The 16,298-nt window shown below is 65.3% G+C and carries 15 protein-coding genes; 8 read left to right on the plus strand and 7 right to left on the minus strand.

The window, feature by feature from the left end; translation table 11 throughout:
* Nucleotides 1-61: 61 nt before the first annotated feature.
* Entirely contained in the window at nt 62-685 is a 624-nt protein-coding gene (locus MJO54_RS11695; protein WP_065153301.1) for a TetR/AcrR family transcriptional regulator, read from the plus strand.
* A gap of 26 nt (nt 686-711) precedes the next feature.
* On the opposite strand, the gene MJO54_RS11700 is transcribed toward MJO54_RS11695, so the two are convergent.
* Nucleotides 712-1,269: an NAD(P)H-dependent oxidoreductase gene (locus MJO54_RS11700; protein ID WP_065153302.1), complete on the minus strand. Its 558-nt coding sequence runs from the start codon at nt 1,267-1,269 to the stop codon at nt 712-714.
* A 288-nt stretch (nt 1,270-1,557) separates the two neighbouring features.
* On the opposite strand from MJO54_RS11700, the gene MJO54_RS11705 reads away from it, so the two are divergent.
* Nucleotides 1,558-2,475 (plus strand): NAD-dependent epimerase/dehydratase family protein, encoded by a 918-nt coding sequence (locus tag MJO54_RS11705; protein WP_065153304.1) that lies wholly within the window; start codon nt 1,558-1,560, stop codon nt 2,473-2,475.
* A gap of 13 nt (nt 2,476-2,488) precedes the next feature.
* Nucleotides 2,489-2,647, plus strand: a complete 159-nt coding sequence (locus tag MJO54_RS11710) for a hypothetical protein (RefSeq protein WP_165604589.1) — start codon at nt 2,489-2,491, stop codon at nt 2,645-2,647.
* Between the two features lie 198 nt (nt 2,648-2,845).
* Here the strand turns inward: MJO54_RS11710 and MJO54_RS23645 are convergent, their stop codons facing one another.
* A complete protein-coding gene (locus MJO54_RS23645) occupies nt 2,846-4,873 on the minus strand; it encodes a serine/threonine-protein kinase (protein ID WP_065153305.1) in 2,028 nt (675 codons plus the stop codon).
* A gap of 82 nt (nt 4,874-4,955) precedes the next feature.
* Nucleotides 4,956-6,164, minus strand: a complete 1,209-nt coding sequence (locus MJO54_RS11720; RefSeq protein WP_065153306.1) for an oxygenase MpaB family protein — start codon at nt 6,162-6,164, stop codon at nt 4,956-4,958.
* Nucleotides 6,165-6,269: 105 nt separating this feature from the next.
* Between MJO54_RS11720 and MJO54_RS11725 the strand changes: the two genes are divergently transcribed.
* A complete protein-coding gene (locus MJO54_RS11725; RefSeq protein WP_065153360.1) occupies nt 6,270-6,851 on the plus strand; it encodes a TetR/AcrR family transcriptional regulator in 582 nt (193 codons plus the stop codon).
* Nucleotides 6,852-6,992: 141 nt separating this feature from the next.
* The gene (locus MJO54_RS11730) at nt 6,993-7,817 is read left to right on the plus strand and encodes an SDR family oxidoreductase (RefSeq protein WP_065153361.1); all 825 of its coding nucleotides are present in this window, start codon (nt 6,993-6,995) and stop codon (nt 7,815-7,817) included.
* On the opposite strand, the gene MJO54_RS11735 is transcribed toward MJO54_RS11730, so the two are convergent.
* Nucleotides 7,814-8,602, minus strand: a complete 789-nt coding sequence (locus MJO54_RS11735) for an enoyl-CoA hydratase/isomerase family protein (RefSeq protein ID WP_064889424.1) — start codon at nt 8,600-8,602, stop codon at nt 7,814-7,816. The genes MJO54_RS11730 and MJO54_RS11735 overlap by 4 nt on opposite strands.
* Nucleotides 8,599-9,234, minus strand: a complete 636-nt coding sequence (locus MJO54_RS11740) for a VldE C-terminal domain-containing protein (protein WP_174549787.1) — start codon at nt 9,232-9,234, stop codon at nt 8,599-8,601. Before MJO54_RS11740 ends, MJO54_RS11735 begins: the two co-directional genes overlap by 4 nt.
* 200 nt (nt 9,235-9,434) lie before the next feature.
* Here MJO54_RS11740 and MJO54_RS11745 point away from each other — a divergent pair, with 200 nt between their 5' ends.
* From MJO54_RS11745 to MJO54_RS11755, 3 genes are all read left to right on the plus strand, one after another.
* Nucleotides 9,435-9,767: a DUF732 domain-containing protein gene (locus tag MJO54_RS11745; RefSeq protein ID WP_046283159.1), complete on the plus strand. Its 333-nt coding sequence runs from the start codon at nt 9,435-9,437 to the stop codon at nt 9,765-9,767.
* 82 nt (nt 9,768-9,849) lie between these two features.
* The gene (locus tag MJO54_RS11750; RefSeq protein WP_065153307.1) at nt 9,850-12,648 is read left to right on the plus strand and encodes an aconitate hydratase; all 2,799 of its coding nucleotides are present in this window, start codon (nt 9,850-9,852) and stop codon (nt 12,646-12,648) included.
* Nucleotides 12,648-13,712: a tellurite resistance/C4-dicarboxylate transporter family protein gene (locus MJO54_RS11755; RefSeq protein ID WP_105295709.1), complete on the plus strand. Its 1,065-nt coding sequence runs from the start codon at nt 12,648-12,650 to the stop codon at nt 13,710-13,712. The genes MJO54_RS11750 and MJO54_RS11755 overlap by 1 nt, the downstream gene beginning before the upstream one ends.
* Here the strand turns inward: MJO54_RS11755 and MJO54_RS11760 are convergent.
* Together MJO54_RS11760 and MJO54_RS11765 are read right to left on the minus strand one after the other, a co-directional pair.
* Nucleotides 13,709-15,187, minus strand: coding sequence for an HNH endonuclease signature motif containing protein (locus tag MJO54_RS11760; RefSeq protein WP_046283156.1), 1,479 nt, complete (start codon nt 15,185-15,187; stop codon nt 13,709-13,711). The genes MJO54_RS11755 and MJO54_RS11760 overlap by 4 nt on opposite strands.
* 44 nt (nt 15,188-15,231) lie before the next feature.
* Nucleotides 15,232-16,296, minus strand: a complete 1,065-nt coding sequence (locus tag MJO54_RS11765; RefSeq protein ID WP_105295723.1) for an ABC transporter ATP-binding protein — start codon at nt 16,294-16,296, stop codon at nt 15,232-15,234.
* Between the last annotated feature and the right edge of the window lie 2 nt (nt 16,297-16,298).

A 16,298-nucleotide genomic window follows, 5' to 3' on the forward strand; every position in this document is an offset into this window, starting at 1 on the left:
CACCTCAATACTGAGGCGAATTCCTTGGTTTGACTACTCGCATTTCGGCAGGAGTCCAGCAATCGCTCCACCAGACCGGTACCGCCCCCGTAAGCAGCCGAAACAGGACCGTGCCAAGGAGACTCGGCAACGGGTCCTCGATGCTGCTGCTCAAGTTTTTTCCGAGCGCGGCTATTCGAAGGGCACCACCAACCGCATCGCTGAAATTGCGGAGCTGTCCATCGGTTCGCTGTATCAGTACTTCCCGAACAAGGATGCGATCCTGCGCGCCCTGATGGACCAGCACGTCGAGGCGGGTAGGGAACTGCTGGTCCAACGCACCGCCGACGGCCTGCCCGACCGCCTTGAGGACACGCTCCGAGTCTTTGTCCGCTCGGCCATCGACAACCATCGCGAAGACCCGGGGCTGCATCGAGTGCTCTTCGAGGAAGCTCCGCGATCCCCCGAGTTCCTCGACCACCTGCACCATCTCGAACGCATGGCGGTCGCATCCACCGTACAGCTACTCGCTGCGTACCCCGAGGTGAACGTCAGCGATCTCACGACCGCCGCACAGGTCACCGTCGCCACCATCGAAGCGCTGGTCCACCGACTTATCGCAACACCCACCCCGGTTGCCGCCGACGTAGCGGAAGACGCGATCGTCACGATGCTCTGCAGCTACCTTGCCGGCAGCGCCCGGTGATTTCTTAGACGGACGTCGGCCCGAAATCAGCTCTGCAAGTGGCGAATCAGCTGTGACCAGACTCCGCGCAGCGATTCGACTACTTCCTCTGACTCCTGCGGATGTAGCCCGTTGAAGTTCTTGGCCGGGATCGACAGTTCGATGTCGTCGGGTACCTTCGCGCCGGCGATCGCGAGCGTCTTTCGTGCGTCCGCGTGCGCCCAGGCCGCGCCATAGCGGCCCAGCGCGGTGCCGATCACGGCTGCGGGCTTGCCGGTCAATGCGGCCTCGCCGTACGGGCGTGAGAGCCAATCGAACGCGTTCTTGACGACGCCGGGCAAACCGCCGTTGTACTCGGGAGTGACCACCAACAGGGCGTCGGAGTTGGCCGCCTCTGCGCGAAGAGCTTCGACAGCTTCGTTGGCCGGTGCAACGTCGAGGTCTTCGTTGTAATGCGGCAACTCGCCTAAACGATCGAACAGAATCGGCTCGATCTGAGGGGGCGCAAGGTTGATGGCCGTCGCGGCCAGCTGACGATTAAGCGAACCGGATCGCAAGCTGCCGACGAGGACGAGAACCCGGGCACTGAGTAGTGATTGGCTCATTGGTTGCAACACATCTCCGCGCTAGCGTTGGAGTGCCGCGGGTTGGGCGGCTCGTTGCGATCGTAGTTGGCGATGCGGCGAAGGCCCTGCGCGGCAGGTATCCACTACCCTCTCCTCTCCCGGGCGCCGCTGGATCAATACGTCACTGTGACGAAACGGCATGTAGGCCCTGTCCGGCCCAGCTGTCGTGAAAACGGTTATGGCAAAAGAAAATTGACATGCACTAGCCGCGCTACATCGGCTGAGGCAACATGTAGAGATCGGCGAACTTCCCAGGAGGTGCTAGCAGTGCGCGTGTTCGTCACGGGCGGTACCGGCGCGATCGGCAGCCACGCGGTGCCCGCACTGATCGCCGCCGGCCACGAGGTCACCGCGATGGTGCGAAATGACGCGAAGGCATCGGTCGTGGCCAGCCAGGGTGCTACCCCGCTTCAGGTGTCGCTGTTCGATCGCGATGCGCTCAGCGAGGCGTTTCGCGGCCACGATGCGGTGGTGAACATGGCTTCGGCACTTCCGTCTCCGCAGCGGTTCGTGTTGAAATCCGCCTGGGAGCAGTGTCATCGCATCCGTACCGAGGGGTCGGCGGCGGTCGTCGACGCAGCGCACGCGGCAGGGGTTTCGCGAGTGGTGCAAGAGTCGGTGGCGATGCTCTACCGCGATGGAGCGGATCGCTGGCTTGACGAGGATTGCCCCGTCGACCACTACCCCAGCTCCACAGGCAACCACGCGGCCGAGGACAGCGCGCGGCGATTCGCCGAAACCGGCGGCGATGCAGTCATTTTGCGGTTCGGGCTGTTCTACGGGCCAGGAGCGGCGCATAGCGAACAGATCATAGATATGGCCCGGCGTCACGTGGCGTTCCAGGCCGGCCGCCGCGACTCCTACATGTCGTCGATCTACCTCACCGATGCGGCCAGCGCAGTGGTTGCCGCACTGACCTGCGCCGCCGGCACCTACAACGTCGTCGATGACGAGCCGGTCACCAAGTCGCAGAACACCCAGGCGCTAGCCGATTCCGCTGGTGTCAGGCCATGGATCACTGGGCCGGGTCGGTTGGCGCTGCTGCTCGGCGATCGCACCACGTCGATGACCAGATCACTGCGTGTCAGCAACAAACGCTTTCGCGAGGCCACCGGATGGGCACCTCGCTATCGCAGTGTCCGAGAGGGCTACTCAGCCATGGCGGCCATTGCCTGGGGCAGTTGACCGCCATCGCCGAGTGCCGCAGTGCTACCGCGGCGGTGGCGGCGTTACCGGCTGGCACGCATTGACTGCCGGATTCCACCAGTTACCCGGACCGCAGTTCGGCGGCGCGGTGGGCTGGCACGCATTGGCTCCGGGATTCCACCAGTTGCCCGGACCGCAGTCAGGCGGCTGAGCCGAGGCCACCGCGGGCTCTACCGTTGTCACATACGCCACAGGCGCTAACGCCACAGCCGCGGCGAATGCCACGCGAAGAACGAACATAGTGAGACCTCCTTCGGGAGTGCCTAGACCCCCACTTTGGGCGTCGATCTAGTAGCACTACCCCATGCGGCGGTCTCGCAATCACACGCAGGAGATAGCAATTCGAGAGTCAGCCGAACAGGGCCGGATCGGCGACAGTGACGCTCGCCGGGACCTCTCCTTCGCGCACTGCAGTAACAGGGACCTCGAACCATGACCCCTTACCGCCGCATTCGTTCGAATTGATCGTGTATCTGTATGTCCCACTGAGGGTGCCATCGGGTAGCGGATTCAGTGTCAGAGAATTATCTGTGGTGTGTTCGCGGGTGGGGTCGGAGTCGCAGGGGACGCGGATTGGTGTTGACATCTGGTGCCAGCGGCCATCGACCAGTCGCAGAACACTGGCCAGTCCTGTGGCTTGGGTGGGGTTAGCTTCATCGAGGGCGGCTGCGGTGGCTACGCATCCTGACGCTGTGCATCGTGATCGATACGCCCACCACTGGCGTAGTACGTCGCTGGTGTGGTTGAAAGTGCCATCGGAACGGGTTTGGCCGGTATTGAGAGTCAGTTGATACGCGCCAGCCAAGACGGGGCCCGTCATAGTTTCAGGAGTAGGCAGCTCAGCGATTATCGGATCTGGCATGGTGATCTCGGGCGGGTTGTCGCCGACTCGCACTGCTGTGAACGGTGTTTGGAAAACCCCGCCTTGCCGCCCACATTCACTGGTAATGACTGTCATGGTTACGGTGCTCTGGAACGATCCGTCAGACTGCGGTTGCAGCTGCGAAGCCGTTACGGTCGTGTCTTGGCCCTTCTCCATCGTGCCATCAGCGCCTATGGAACACGCGTCCATATCATCGCGTTTCCGCCTCGGAGACTCGTGCCAGTTGCCATCGACAAACTGAAAGCGCGTAGCAGTCCCGTTGTCTTGCAGCCGATTGTGATCCTCGGAATTCAATGGCAATCCAATGGCGAAACAGGCGGATTGGTTGCAGCTAGTTCGCATCGCCCACCACCGCTCGTAGTCCTCGTACGGCAGTGGATGCGGAGAACCCATCAAGGTCGACTGTGCGGGACGGTATTGAAAGCGAAATGTTCCGTCGAGTGGCGCCGTCGCGGCTATGGGGTGAATCTCCTCGACGTGGGTAGCCGGGTGGTTTCGGATATAGGTCCCCATGGCCACCACAGTGGCGATCAGGACGGTTACCACGGACAAGATTGCGACGCCACGCTTCCGGCCGCGTTGCCGACGGTTCTCCTGGGTTTGAATTGCGGCGGGGGTAGCCGTGACCTGGCGTCGCACGGTCGAACGGTCAGCATCATTCTCGGCCTGGCTCAGTGCGGATGCGAACTCCGCACACGTGGCGAACCGATCTGCCGGGGCCTTGGACAGTGCTTTCCCGAGTACCTCGTCAAGCGCAGCCAACTCCGGACGTAACGCGCTCAACTTCGGCGGTGTCGCGGTGAGGTGCTGCCCAATCACGGCTGCCGGGTTGGAGTTGCTAAACGGGGCTGAGCCGGTAAGCAGGTGATATGTGGTCGCCGCCAACGCGTACTGGTCAGCCCGCCCGTCCAGGCTCTGCCCCATCAGCTGTTCTGGTGCAGCGTAGGCAACAGTCCCGACCGTCAGATTCGTTGCCGTGAGTCCAGCAGAGTCAACGATCTCCCGGGCTATCCCGAAGTCAGACAGGGCGATACGCGGCGGGCCGGAGGACGCGGATTCGATCAGGATGTTTCCCGGCTTGACATCGCGGTGCAGCAGACCGCGCTGGTGCGCGTAGTCCAAAGCGCCGGCGATCGCCGAGACGATGGTTGTCACCTCGGCTACTGGCATGCCAGCGGGGTGCTTGGTACGCACCAATTGGCTGGCGTCGCAGCCGTCGACGTAGTCCATAGCGATCCACAGACGGCCGTCGAACTCGCCGCGATCGTGAACGCCGACGATGTGCGGGTGCCAAAGGCCTGCGGCAAGATCGGCTTCGCGAACGAACCGCCCCCGAAACTCGTGATTGCCGGTAAACGCTTCGGGCAAGATCTTCAGGGCGTCACGCCTGGGTAAGCGTGGATGTTCGGCGAGATACACCTCGCCCATCCCGCCTGCGCCAATACTTCTGACGATGGTGTAACCAGCGAATTCTGTACCGGCCAGCAGCGCCATGTAGCGCAGCGTAGCCGGTCGTCGGCGATGAACTCCGTAAGGACTTCGAATGGGTTGGCGTCGCCGGCGTTCCGTCGACCGCCTACGCGGAGCGCGCTGCCGCGGGATGGCCGCCATTGTCGGGTGCGGCATCGACCAGATCGTGGTGTACTCCGTAACGCTGCCGCTGTTCGGCCATCAGCCGCGGATAGTTGGCCAAAGCGCGCCGGGTCCGCAGTTCATTGACCCCGGGGATGCGCGCCAGTACCTCGTTGACCCCGCCGACGGCCGGGCCCAGTACCCGCGGCAGGTACTTGAAGGCCGTGTCCGCCACACCAAGCCGGCTGGCGTTGGCGTCACCGAGAAACGCCCGGGTCATGCCATTGATGATGTTCACACCGACGCGGTGCTTCCAGGCTCCCCCGAACGGCATTAGCTCGGCGATCTCGCGCGCCAGATAGTCGTGCGTCAATGCGCGGACGAAGTCACGGTCCCCGTCGTCGGGTTCCACCGCGGTCAGCGCATACAGTTCGGCGATGCGGATCTGATCGGCTTCGGTGGCCGGATTCAGCTCGGGTGCAACACCGTTGAGGAGACCGACGTAGCGCCAGAAGTGGTAGATGTCGTCGAGTTCGTCTTGGGTATAGCGAACCCCCAGTTGGTGCATCGCTGCCAGGGCGATCCGACCGAACTCAACGATGGTGAACGCCATGTAGCTCTGCGGAATGGGTGCACCCCACGCATCGCTGTTCCAGTCGTTCTCGGCCAGCAGATGACGCCGGACGAACGCATGAATCATTCGGACCCGCAACGTCGTGGCCAGACCGGCGCCGTCGCGCCGCAGGCCGCCGGGCGTCAGGATCTCCTCCAGCCACGCGCCGACCTCGATCGACCGCACGGCGGCCTGGCTGGTGTAGCGGCCGGTCAACACCAACGGCATCCCGGCGGCGGCGTTCATGGCACCGGCAGTCAACGAGGCCGCACCCAAGACGATGCCGTAGGACGCGGTGTGGCGCACGATATGACCCGCGGCCCTATCCAGGCGGTCGTGGTCGAGCCAGTCGGGCTCGTGGTCAATCTGGTCGAACAATGCCCGCAGCGATTCCGGCGGCGACTCGACAGAGTCGATGCCGTGCTGGACCGCTGCCCGAAACATGGCCATCCCCGCCCCGCTAGGCAGCGCGGCGAAATCGGCTACCACGGCATCGGCCAGCGGGTCGGCGATCCGTGTCCCGGCGATCCAGTCGCGGCCGGCCTGGCCGTATCGCGCAACGGCTAGGTCGGCATTGGGGACATTGGACACGTTTGCCATACAGCTATGAGAACATGAGAATGCCTCACCTACTACTCACTTTCATCCGGGGGTGCTATGCCCGCGCAGGCACGGTCGCGGCCACAGCAGCAGCGCGCCCGCGAGATGCGCAGCCGCCTGCTCGACACCGCCCGCCAGCTAATCGCGCGACGCGGTGTGGAAACGCTGACCACGCAGAGCATTGCTGACACTGCACATGTCAGCATCGGCACTGTCTATCGGTATTTTCCGGATCGCGCCGCCATCATCGCCGAGCTGGTGGACGATGCCACCCGCGACATCTCGTTCCAACTGGTGCGCGGCGTCGGCCAAGCCATCGATCTTGAGGTGGACCAGGCGGCGCTGCTTATCGTCGACACCCTGACGGCCGCGTACGAGCAGCACGGCCCGATCCTGCTCGCCGCGCTGACATCCTCATCTTTTGACCTACCGCCCTACCTCAACCACACCGCGATGGATGAGATTGAGCGCAGTCTTTTGCCGCTGGGCAGCGTCATCCCGAGCAGGGCGCGGCCGGATCTGTCGCCCGCGGAGTTGGACGATCTGGTGTTCGTGACTATGGGGGTGACGTCGAGCGCGTGCCTGCGCATCGCCTTGCAGCGGCCCGTGACCGCGGATCGCGAGGCGATGGTCCGGCTGACGGCGACCATGCTGGCCGCCGCACTCAAGGCCCCCGACGCTTCCTGACAGGCTTTACAATTCTGCGCCAAACTGTCACGCTTGCGGCCGGACGTGGGGCTGGCGAAACCAATCGGAAGGTCCGCTGCTCCACATGCATCGACGACAGGGAGTCAGCAGGTGGCAGGCACCGAATTCTCCGGCCGCACCATGGTGGTGTCCGGCGCAAGCCGCGGTATCGGCCTGGCCATCGGACTGGGCGCGGCACGACTAGGCGCCAACGTGGTGCTGTTGGCCAAGACTGGCGAGCCGCATCCGCGACTGCCCGGCACCGTGCACACCGCGGCCGCCGAGATCGAGGAAGCCGGCGGAAAGGCTCTGGCGGTCGTGGGCGACGTGCGCAGCGAGGAAGACGTGCAGCGCGCCGTGGACGCCGCGGTCGACAGGTTCGGCGGCATCGACATCTGCGTCAACAATGCCAGCTCCATCGCGACCGAGCCGTCAGAGCATTTGTCCGCCAAGAAGTTTGACCTCATGCAGGACATCAACGTGCGCGGGACATTCCTGCTGACCAAGGCGTGCCTGCCGCACCTACGCAAGTCCGCGGCACCGCACGTGCTGACGATCGCTCCCCCGATCAACATGAACCCGTACTGGTTGGGCGTACACCCGTCCTACACGCTGTCCAAATACGGAATGACGTTGCTGACGCTGGGCTGGGCCGCTGAATACGCCGACGCCGGAATCGCGAGCAACTGCCTGTGGCCGGAGACCTACATCGCGACCTCTGCGGTGGCCAACTCCCCCGACGGCGGCGAGTTACTGGAGAAGGCGCGCAGCCCGCAGATCATGGCTGATGCCGCCGTGGAGATTCTGCGGCGCCCGGCCGCCGAGGCCAGCGGCCAGTGCTACATCGACGCCGACGTGTTGGCGGAGGCCGGCGTGACCGACTTCTCCAGCTACGGGGGCGGACCAGAGCCGCTGATGGACTTCTTCGTCGACCGGCCGCTGGGCGCCGGGGTCTCCGGGCGCTAAGGCGTTGTGCTCCAGCGGGGTGCGCGTCGTTGGAGATACGCCTCGACGCCTTCGCGCGCGTCAGGGCTCCCCATCACCTGGTGATGGAGTTGGGTTTCCAGCTCAGCGACCTGCCGCGGGCCATAGCCGTTGATCACGGTGTCCCACAGCAACCGCTTGCTCAGCGTCGCCGACGTCGGTGCCACATTGACGGCAATGTCACGGGCGACCGAGAGCGCATGGTCGAGGACGTCCGCGGTCGGCAAGCAGCGGCTGGCGATGCCCATCTGGGCGGCCTCATGCCCGTCGAACGTGCGCCCGGTCAGCAGCACCTCGGCGGCAACGGCGGTGCCCGCCAGCCGGGGCAGCGTCCAATGCGCCATGCAGTCCGGAACGACGCCTCGGCGGACCTGTGGCACGGCGTATTTCGCGTCCGCGGCCATGATCCGGATATCGGCCTGCAAAGCGATGGTCAGCCCAATCCCGATGGCGTGACCATTGACCGCGGCGATAACGGGAGTGCTCAACTCGAATGCCGCCGGGCTTATCGGCGAGGCGGTGAACGCGCCGGAGTCCTCGGGCGCCTCGAAGGGGCTTGTCGGCGATGACAGGTCGGCTCCGGCGCAGAAGGCGTCGCCGGCACCGGTCAGAACGATCGCGCGAATCGCGTCGTCGGCGTCGCAGTCACGGTAGGCCTGGCTCAGCAGCCGCCCCATGGTTGCGGTGTAGGCGTTACGGGCCTGGGGCCGGTTCAGCGTGAGCAGCGCGACGCCGTCGGTGACGCTGACCGTCAGGTCGGTCGTCAGCGCAGGTAAACCTCGCTGCCGCTGGGATACCCGCCGCCGGTGGTAGTGACGTGGACGTGGTCGTAGTGGCCGTAGCCGCCGCGCTGGGCCCCGCCGCCGGGTGTGTAGTAGACACCGCGCCAGATGGCGTCCTGCAGGCCGAATCGGCCGGCGTTCTCCATCACGTAGGCCACGATCGAATCGCCGAGCGCGATGCCTTCGGCGCTGCTCGGGTTGGGGACCATCACATCGAGCGCCAAGCCGTTGGGGTGCCAGCGCAGCGCGTCGGCCCGTACGCCACCGATCTGCATGATCTGGGGAAAGGCGTCGCTGATGCTGCGCGCGGCCTGGATCGTGCGCACCTGCAGGCCACGTTCGGGCGCTACCCCGGCGGGCAGGAACCTCGGCACGGTGCGCGTTCGTGACGCCACTGCAAACCGCGCGGGTGGTCCCGCTTCCGGGGACGCTGCCGGTGCGGCTACCAACTGCAAACCGCCTGGTGAATTGTCTTCAGCAACCACCGCAATGGATTCTTTCGGCACCGCAGGATTGGCGCTACCTCCCACAGCAAAGAACAATGCAGCTGGTGCGAGGACTGCCGCCATCAATACCGATGATCGTTTGCGCTGGCTGGCTAACTCGTGTCGGCCCACGGGGAGACACAATACGAGAAATTTGGCTAATAGTCACAAATTTATAAACCTCATAAATTCCTTATTGTCTTGCTCGTCACATCTGAATGGGCGACGGGCGCCACATTGCGTGCGATTCGCGCAGGTGGGCGCGGACTCGGGGCGGCCTCGTCCGTCTGCAAAGGAAGATCACCTAAGCAGATGGGTCTACACTGCATCTCATGAAATCGATGACCCTCGCCGCAGCGGTCTTGGGCTTGGCCGTGACCCTGGCAGCACCCGCTCACGCCGACCCCGACACCGATTTCGCCCGAGAACTGCACACCTATGGCATCTACGGCCCGCGCGACTACAACGCCTGGTTGGGCAAGATCGTCTGCGAGCGGTTGGACAAGGGCGTCGACGGCGACGCGGCCAAGTCGGTCCGCTTCATCACCCCCAACCTGCAGAAGGGCACCAACCAGGCGCAGGCCTGGCAGTTCCTCGGCGCGTCGGTCAACACCTACTGCCCGGACAAGCGGCCGGTGCTGGAGCGCGCGGCCCAACAAGGCTGATTGAGGGCCTTCTCCCCCTGGTCCCGTCGGTAAAGCGGACTAGGGTCGGTGATAACCGATCCGACCGGTGGGAGGGCCCGCAATGGCCGCAGACAGAAACCTCGACAGCTTCGGAACCCGGGGCCAGCTGAGCGTCGACGACACCACGTATCAGATCCGACGGCTCGATCGCGTCGATGGCTCGGCGCGACTTCCCTACAGCCTCAAGGTTCTGCTGGAGAACCTGCTGCGCAACGAGGACGGCCGGCTGGTCACCGCCGAGCAGATCGACGCGATGGCGGACTGGGACCCGAGCGCCGCACACGGCCGGGAGATCGCCTACACGCCGGCACGGGTGTTGATGCAGGACTTCACCGGGGTGCCATGTGTGGTCGACCTGGTCGCGATGCGCGACGCAATCTCCGAGCTGGGCGGCAAGACCACTCGCATCAACCCGCTGTGCCCCACCGAGCTGGTGATCGACCACTCGGTGATCGCCGACGTCTTCGGCCGCACCGACGCGTTCGCGGTCAACGCCGAGCTGGAGTTCGAGCGCAATGCCGAGCGCTATCAGCTGCTGCGCTGGGGCCAGCAGGCATTCGATGACTTCTCCGTGGTCCCGCCCGACACCGGCATCTGCCACCAGGTGAACCTGGAGTACCTGGCGCGGGTGGTGTTCACCCGCGACAGTTCCGACGGACCGCTGGCCTACCCCGACACCCTCGTCGGCACCGACTCGCACACCCCGATGGTCAACGGGCTTGGCGTGCTGGGCTGGGGTGTCGGCGGGATCGAAGCCGAAGCGGCCATGCTCGGTCAACCGATGAGCATGCTGATCCCTCCGGTGGTCGGCTTGAAGCTGACCGGCGAACTGCAGCCCGGCACCACCGCCACCGACCTGGTCCTCACCGTCGCCGAGCTGCTGCGCGCCACGGGGGTGGTCGGCAAGTTCGTCGAGTTCTTCGGCCCCGGCGTGGCCAATGTCCCGCTGGCGAACCGGGCCACGATCGGCAATATGAGCCCGGAGTACGGGGCCACCTGCGCGATCTTCCCGATCGACCACGTCACCTGCGACTATCTACGGCTGACCGGCCGCTCTGAACACCAGATCAAGCTGGTGGAGGCCTACGCCAAAGAGCAGGGCATGTGGCACGACCCGGATCGCGAGCCGGTCTATTCGCAAACGCTGGAATTGGATCTGAGCAGTGTTGAGCCGTCGATCGCCGGCCCCAAACGGCCGCAGGACCGCATCCCGCTGCGGTTGGCCCCGCACACCGTCGCCGCGCTGCTCGACGGCGCCGAAACCACCGCTCAGGCTCTGTCGGACTTGGATAAGGCGTCGGCGGATTCGTTCCCGGCCAGCGACCCGATCGCGTTCGGCGAATCTCAGTCCGAAGGCAAACCGCGGGAACAGTGGGCAGGCGGCGAGAAGCTCCCGTGGCGAAGCGATGCCAAGCCGATCGAACTCGCCGACGGCACCCGCACCGAGATCGACAACGGCGACGTCGTGATCGCCGCGATCACCTCGTGCACCAACACCTCCAACCCCTCGGTGATGGTCGGCGCGGCACTGCTGGCCCGCAACGCCGTCGGCAAGGGTCTGTCACGCAAGCCGTGGGTGAAGACCACCCTGGCGCCCGGATCGCGGGTGGTCACCGACTATTACGAGCGGGCGGGTCTGACGCCCTACCTGGACAAGTTGGGCTTCAACCTGGTCGGCTACGGCTGCACCACGTGCATCGGCAACTCGGGACCGCTGATCCCCGAGGTGAGTAAAGCCGTGGTCGACAACGATCTGACCGTGTGCTCGGTGCTGTCGGGCAACCGCAACTTCGAGGGCCGCATCCACCCCGAAGTCCGCATGAACTTCCTGGCGTCCCCGCCTCTGGTGGTCGCCTACGCACTGGCCGGCACACTGCGCGTCAACCTGCTCACCGATCCGCTGGGCACCGGCAGCGACGGCGAACCGGTGTACCTGCGCGACATCTGGCCCACCACCGACGAGATCGCCGCCGTGGTTGACGACAACCTGCAGGCCGAGATGTTCACCAACAGCTATGCCGACGTCTTCACCGGCGACGACCGCTGGCGTTCCCTGGACGTCCCCGACACCGACACCTTCTCCTGGGCACCGGATTCCACCTACGTGCGCCAGCCGCCGTACTTCGACGGCATGACCCGCGACCCGGCGCCACTCGCCGACATCACCGGCGCCCGGGTGCTGGCCAAACTCGGCGACTCGGTCACCACCGACCACATCAGCCCGGCCGGCTCCATCCGATACGACTCACCCGCTGGAAAGTACCTGTCCGAGCACGGAATTGAGCGAAAAGACTTCAACTCCTACGGTTCGCGGCGCGGCAACCACGAGGTGATGATCCGCGGCACCTTCGCCAACGTGCGACTGCGCAACCAATTGGCACCCGACACCGAGGGCGGCTTCACCCGCGACTTCACCCAGCCGGACGGTCCGGTCAGCACCATCTACGACGCGTCGGTGAACTACCTCGCTGCCGGTACTCCCCTGGTGATCCTGGCCGGTAAGGAATACGGATCCGGCTCCTCGCGCGACTGGGCCGCCAAGGGCACCGTGCTACTCGGTGTGCGGGCGGTGCTGGCAGTGTCCTACGAGCGCATCCACCGGTCCAACCTGATCGGTATGGGCGTGCTTCCGCTGCAGTTCCCCGACGGCGCCGACGCAGACTCGCTGGGCCTGACCGGCGAAGAGACCTTCGACATCACCGGGGTGACCGCGCTGAGCGACAGCATCCCCGACACCGTGCATGTGCAGGCCGGCGACGTCGAATTCGATGCGACGGTGCGCATCGACACCCCGGGCGAGGCCGACTACTACCGGCACGGCGGCATCATGCAATACGTACTGCGCCAATTGCTCGACTGATGGGCACCCGAACGGGGGCGACGGTCTCGGCGACCGGGAGCCGTGAGGCGATCCGCACGCTCAACCCGGGCTACTTCGCGCTGGTGATGGCCAGCGGCATGGTGTCGACCGCGATGTATCACCAGAAGTCCCACTGGGTTTCGGTGCTGCTGCTGTGGGTGACGGTGTTCTCCTACCTGGTGTTGATCGTGGTCTCGACAGTGCGCATCGTCGCCTACCGGCGCGAATTCTTGGCCGATCTCTACGATTCCGGGCGCGCCTTCGGTCTGTTCACATTCGTCTCGGCCACCAATGTGCTGGGAGCGCGGCTAGTCATCGACGGGCACAGCACCGTCGCAGTCGGCCTGCTGGTGATCAGCACGCTGACCTGGCTGGTGCTGGGTTATCTGATTCCGTGGACCGCGGTGCTGGGGACCTCCGAGCGGCCGGTGGTGCGCCGGGCCAACGGCACCTGGTTCATCTGGGTGGTGGCCAGCCAGTCCATTGCGGTGTTGGCCGCGGTGCTCGAGGTGGAGGTGTCCGAGCCGTGGCGCCAAAGCCTGGCGCTGCTCGCGGTGGTCTCCTGGTCGATCGGGGTATTCCTCTACGGTGCCGCCGGAATCTTTGTCGCGCTGCGGCTGTTGCTCTACCCGCTGCTTCCCGAAGATCTCATCCCGCAGTACTGGGTCGCGATGGGTGCCACCGCGATCACGGTGCTGGCCGGCGCCCACATCGTCGAGATGGCCGAAGCGCCGATGGTGCACGCCACCCGCGGTCTGATCGCCGGCACGTCGGTGGTGTTCTGGGCGTTCGGCACCTGGCTGATCCCGCCGATGATCGCCGCCGGAGTGTGGCGCCATGTGGTGCATCGTGTTCCACTGCGCTACGAAGCGCCATGGTGGAGTGTGATCTTCCCGCTGGGCATGTACGGGGTGGGCAGTCACTACCTGGGACAGGCCGACCAGCTGCCGATCGTCTACTACATCGGTTCGGTCGAGACCTGGATCGCGCTGGGTGCCTGGACCGTTGTGTTCGTCCTGATGCTGCACCACCTGATCCATACCCTGGGTCCCGGGCCGCGCTAAAACGGGGGTGGGTCGTTGGCGGCGGCGATTCGTCTGGCGTGTTCGGCCGCGGCGGCTTCGATCGCTGCGTCGGCAATGCGTTCCTGGTTGTGGTTGCGTTCCAGCCAGATCCGGTAGGCCCGATCCTGAGCCCGGGTACGCCGGCGGGTGGGCATCATCACGCCGCGACTACCGGTCGGTGACCACTCGGGCAGATCCAGCTCGCCGGTGGGGTTGGCTAACTGCGGGAAATACAGGGCACCACCGGGTTTGGTGACATAGGTGTGCCCGGTGGGCGCGGTCCAGATCACCGTTCCGTCGGGTTCTTGGCGGTCGCGCCACCCAGTGGGCCCGACCCAGAAAGTCTTCAAAAGATGATGGAGCCGGCACAGCAACTTCAGATTGCTCGGATGCGTAGGCCCGAGCGGCCACGGCACGGTGTGGTCGATGTCGGCGACCTCGGCGGGTCGACCGCATCCGGGAAACCGACACGTGAGATCGCGGCAGCGGATGAAGTCCGCCAGGGCCGCCGACGGCCGATACCCTGCTTCCGGCGCTGCATCCCGTGGATGACGGACCGTCCGTAGCTTCGCCGATTTTGCGATCGTGCGCACTGCGTCGGCCTGCAGGCCACCGAACCCGGGCACATAGCCCGGCACGTCCGAGCGGCCCTCAAGAGTGGCCTGCTCAGCCATCACATGGATCATCACCGCACCCACCGAGGCATCGCCAGTGGTAGCCGGGCAATCCGGCGAGCCGCATTCGCACGCCATGATGGCCGCACCCGCGGTCAGTGCCGAGAGGGCGTCGGCGCGGCGCTGTTGCTTAGTGCGCGGATCCGCCGGGCACACCGTGCCGGCCAACTCATCGAGCCGGTGGTCGAAGGCCAACGCATCGGCGGTGCGCACCTCGCCGAAGATCTCCGCCAGCCCTGAATGCTGCGGAGTCACCAGGATGTGACGAGATTGATCCAGGATGCGGGCTTCACGCACTGCGGCCGGTTCCACCACCTGCACCCAATAGTCGACCGCTTCGACGATCCGGGCCCTCGACCACTTGCCCCACCGGGGCGCATTGCGCTCCAGCCACCGGTCCATCCGCGGGATCGCGTCCGGATCGATCATCAACTCGGTGCGATGCACTACCGCGGCCACCACCTGGTAATCGACCACACCCGCAGCGAACAACGCCTCCAGCTTGGGCAGCCGCTCAGCCAAGGCCAATCCCAGCCGCAACTGCCCCGCGGCCCGCCCGCGGCTGATGCCCTGAGCCGCCGCGATCTCCGCAGCCACCGCCTCCCAGCCATCGATGGCCCAGATCTCCCGAGCGGCAACCTGCTGCTCAGCCAGTCTGCGGTGATACAGCTCAGCCGCGGCGGCGAATACCCGCGCCAGAAAGGCCGCCTGCAGGCGCGCGGCCGCCTGCATCGCGTCTACCAGACCCGCGTCGTCACGCGCGCGGATGCCCTCCAGCGACGGAAGGGCGGTATCGAACATACATTCGATTGTACGCGAATCCACTGACGTTCGCAGGGCCGTTATCACCCGAGCCGGGCGCCGTCGGCGCCGAAGAAGTGCAGATCGTTCGCGTCGAAGCCCATTGACAGCCGGGCGCCGCGGCGTATCTCGGTGTTGCCGGGAACCCGGGCGACCACTGATTGCGAGGTCTGCGGGTCAACCGTCGTGCCATACAGGTAGGTGTCGGCACCCAGTTCCTCGACGAAGTCGACCTCGATACCGATCCCACGATCGGCGATCTGCAGGTGTTCGGGTCGAATACCGACGACCAGTTGCGTTGCAGCTGAAGATACTTCGCTCGGAACGTCGATCTGATGGCCGCCCAGCGAGACCGCGCCGTCGACGGTGGTGACCGTGAAGAGGTTCATCGCCGGAGACCCGATGAATCCGGCGACGAACACATTGGCCGGCGTGCGGTAGAGCTCGCGGGGCGGGGCGCACTGCTGCAGCACTCCGTCGCGCAAGACCGCGACGCGATCCCCCATCGTCATGGCCTCAACCTGGTCGTGGGTGACATAGACGGTGGTGATCCCCAGTCGCCGCTGCAGTTCGGCGATCTGATTACGGGTCTGTACCCGCAGCATGGCATCCAGGTTCGACAGCGGCTCGTCCATCAAGAAAACCTGCGGACGGCGCACGATCGCGCGGCCCATCGCGACGCGCTGGCGTTCGCCGCCGGAGAGGTCCTTGGGCTTGCGCGCCAAGAGCTCGGCCAGCCCCAGCAGCTGGGCGGCTTCGGCTACCCGCGCGCGGATCTCGGCCTTCGGGGTCTTGGCCACCTTCAGGGCGAAGCCCATGTTCTGCGCCACGGTCATGTGCGGATACAGGGCATAGTTCTGGAACACCATGGCGATGTCGCGATGGCCGGGATCGGTGGCGGTGACATCGGTATCCCCGATGTAGATCTGACCGGCGTCAACGGGTTCCAGGCCGGCCAGCATCCGCAGCGTCGTCGTCTTGCCGCAACCCGAGGGCCCGACGAGCACCATGAACTCACCGTCTTCGACCGCAAGGTTCAACGCGTCGAGGGCGGGGCGATCGGTACCCGGATAGTGCCGGGTCACCGAGTCGAAGGTCACTGAGGCCACTG

The organism is Mycolicibacter virginiensis (assembly GCF_022374935.2).
Lineage (GTDB): Bacteria > Actinomycetota > Actinomycetes > Mycobacteriales > Mycobacteriaceae > Mycobacterium > Mycobacterium virginiense.

Excerpts from the sequence above, each read along its gene's own strand:
- MJO54_RS23645 (WP_065153305.1), bottom strand. The coding sequence starts at position 4,873 with ATGGCGCTGCTGGCCGGTACAGAATTCGCTGGTTACACCATCGTCAGA.
- MJO54_RS11760 (WP_046283156.1), bottom strand. The coding sequence starts at position 15,187 with ATGTTCGATACCGCCCTTCCGTCGCTGGAGGGCATCCGCGCGCGTGAC.
- MJO54_RS11720 (WP_065153306.1), bottom strand. The coding sequence starts at position 6,164 with ATGGCAAACGTGTCCAATGTCCCCAATGCCGACCTAGCCGTTGCGCGA.
- MJO54_RS11700 (WP_065153302.1), bottom strand. The coding sequence starts at position 1,269 with ATGAGCCAATCACTACTCAGTGCCCGGGTTCTCGTCCTCGTCGGCAGC.
- MJO54_RS11730 (WP_065153361.1), top strand. The coding sequence starts at position 6,993 with ATGGTGGTGTCCGGCGCAAGCCGCGGTATCGGCCTGGCCATCGGACTG.
- MJO54_RS11745 (WP_046283159.1), top strand. The coding sequence starts at position 9,435 with ATGAAATCGATGACCCTCGCCGCAGCGGTCTTGGGCTTGGCCGTGACC.
- MJO54_RS11725 (WP_065153360.1), top strand. The coding sequence starts at position 6,270 with ATGCGCAGCCGCCTGCTCGACACCGCCCGCCAGCTAATCGCGCGACGC.
- MJO54_RS11750 (WP_065153307.1), top strand. The coding sequence starts at position 9,850 with ATGGCCGCAGACAGAAACCTCGACAGCTTCGGAACCCGGGGCCAGCTG.
- MJO54_RS11755 (WP_105295709.1), top strand. The coding sequence starts at position 12,648 with ATGGGCACCCGAACGGGGGCGACGGTCTCGGCGACCGGGAGCCGTGAG.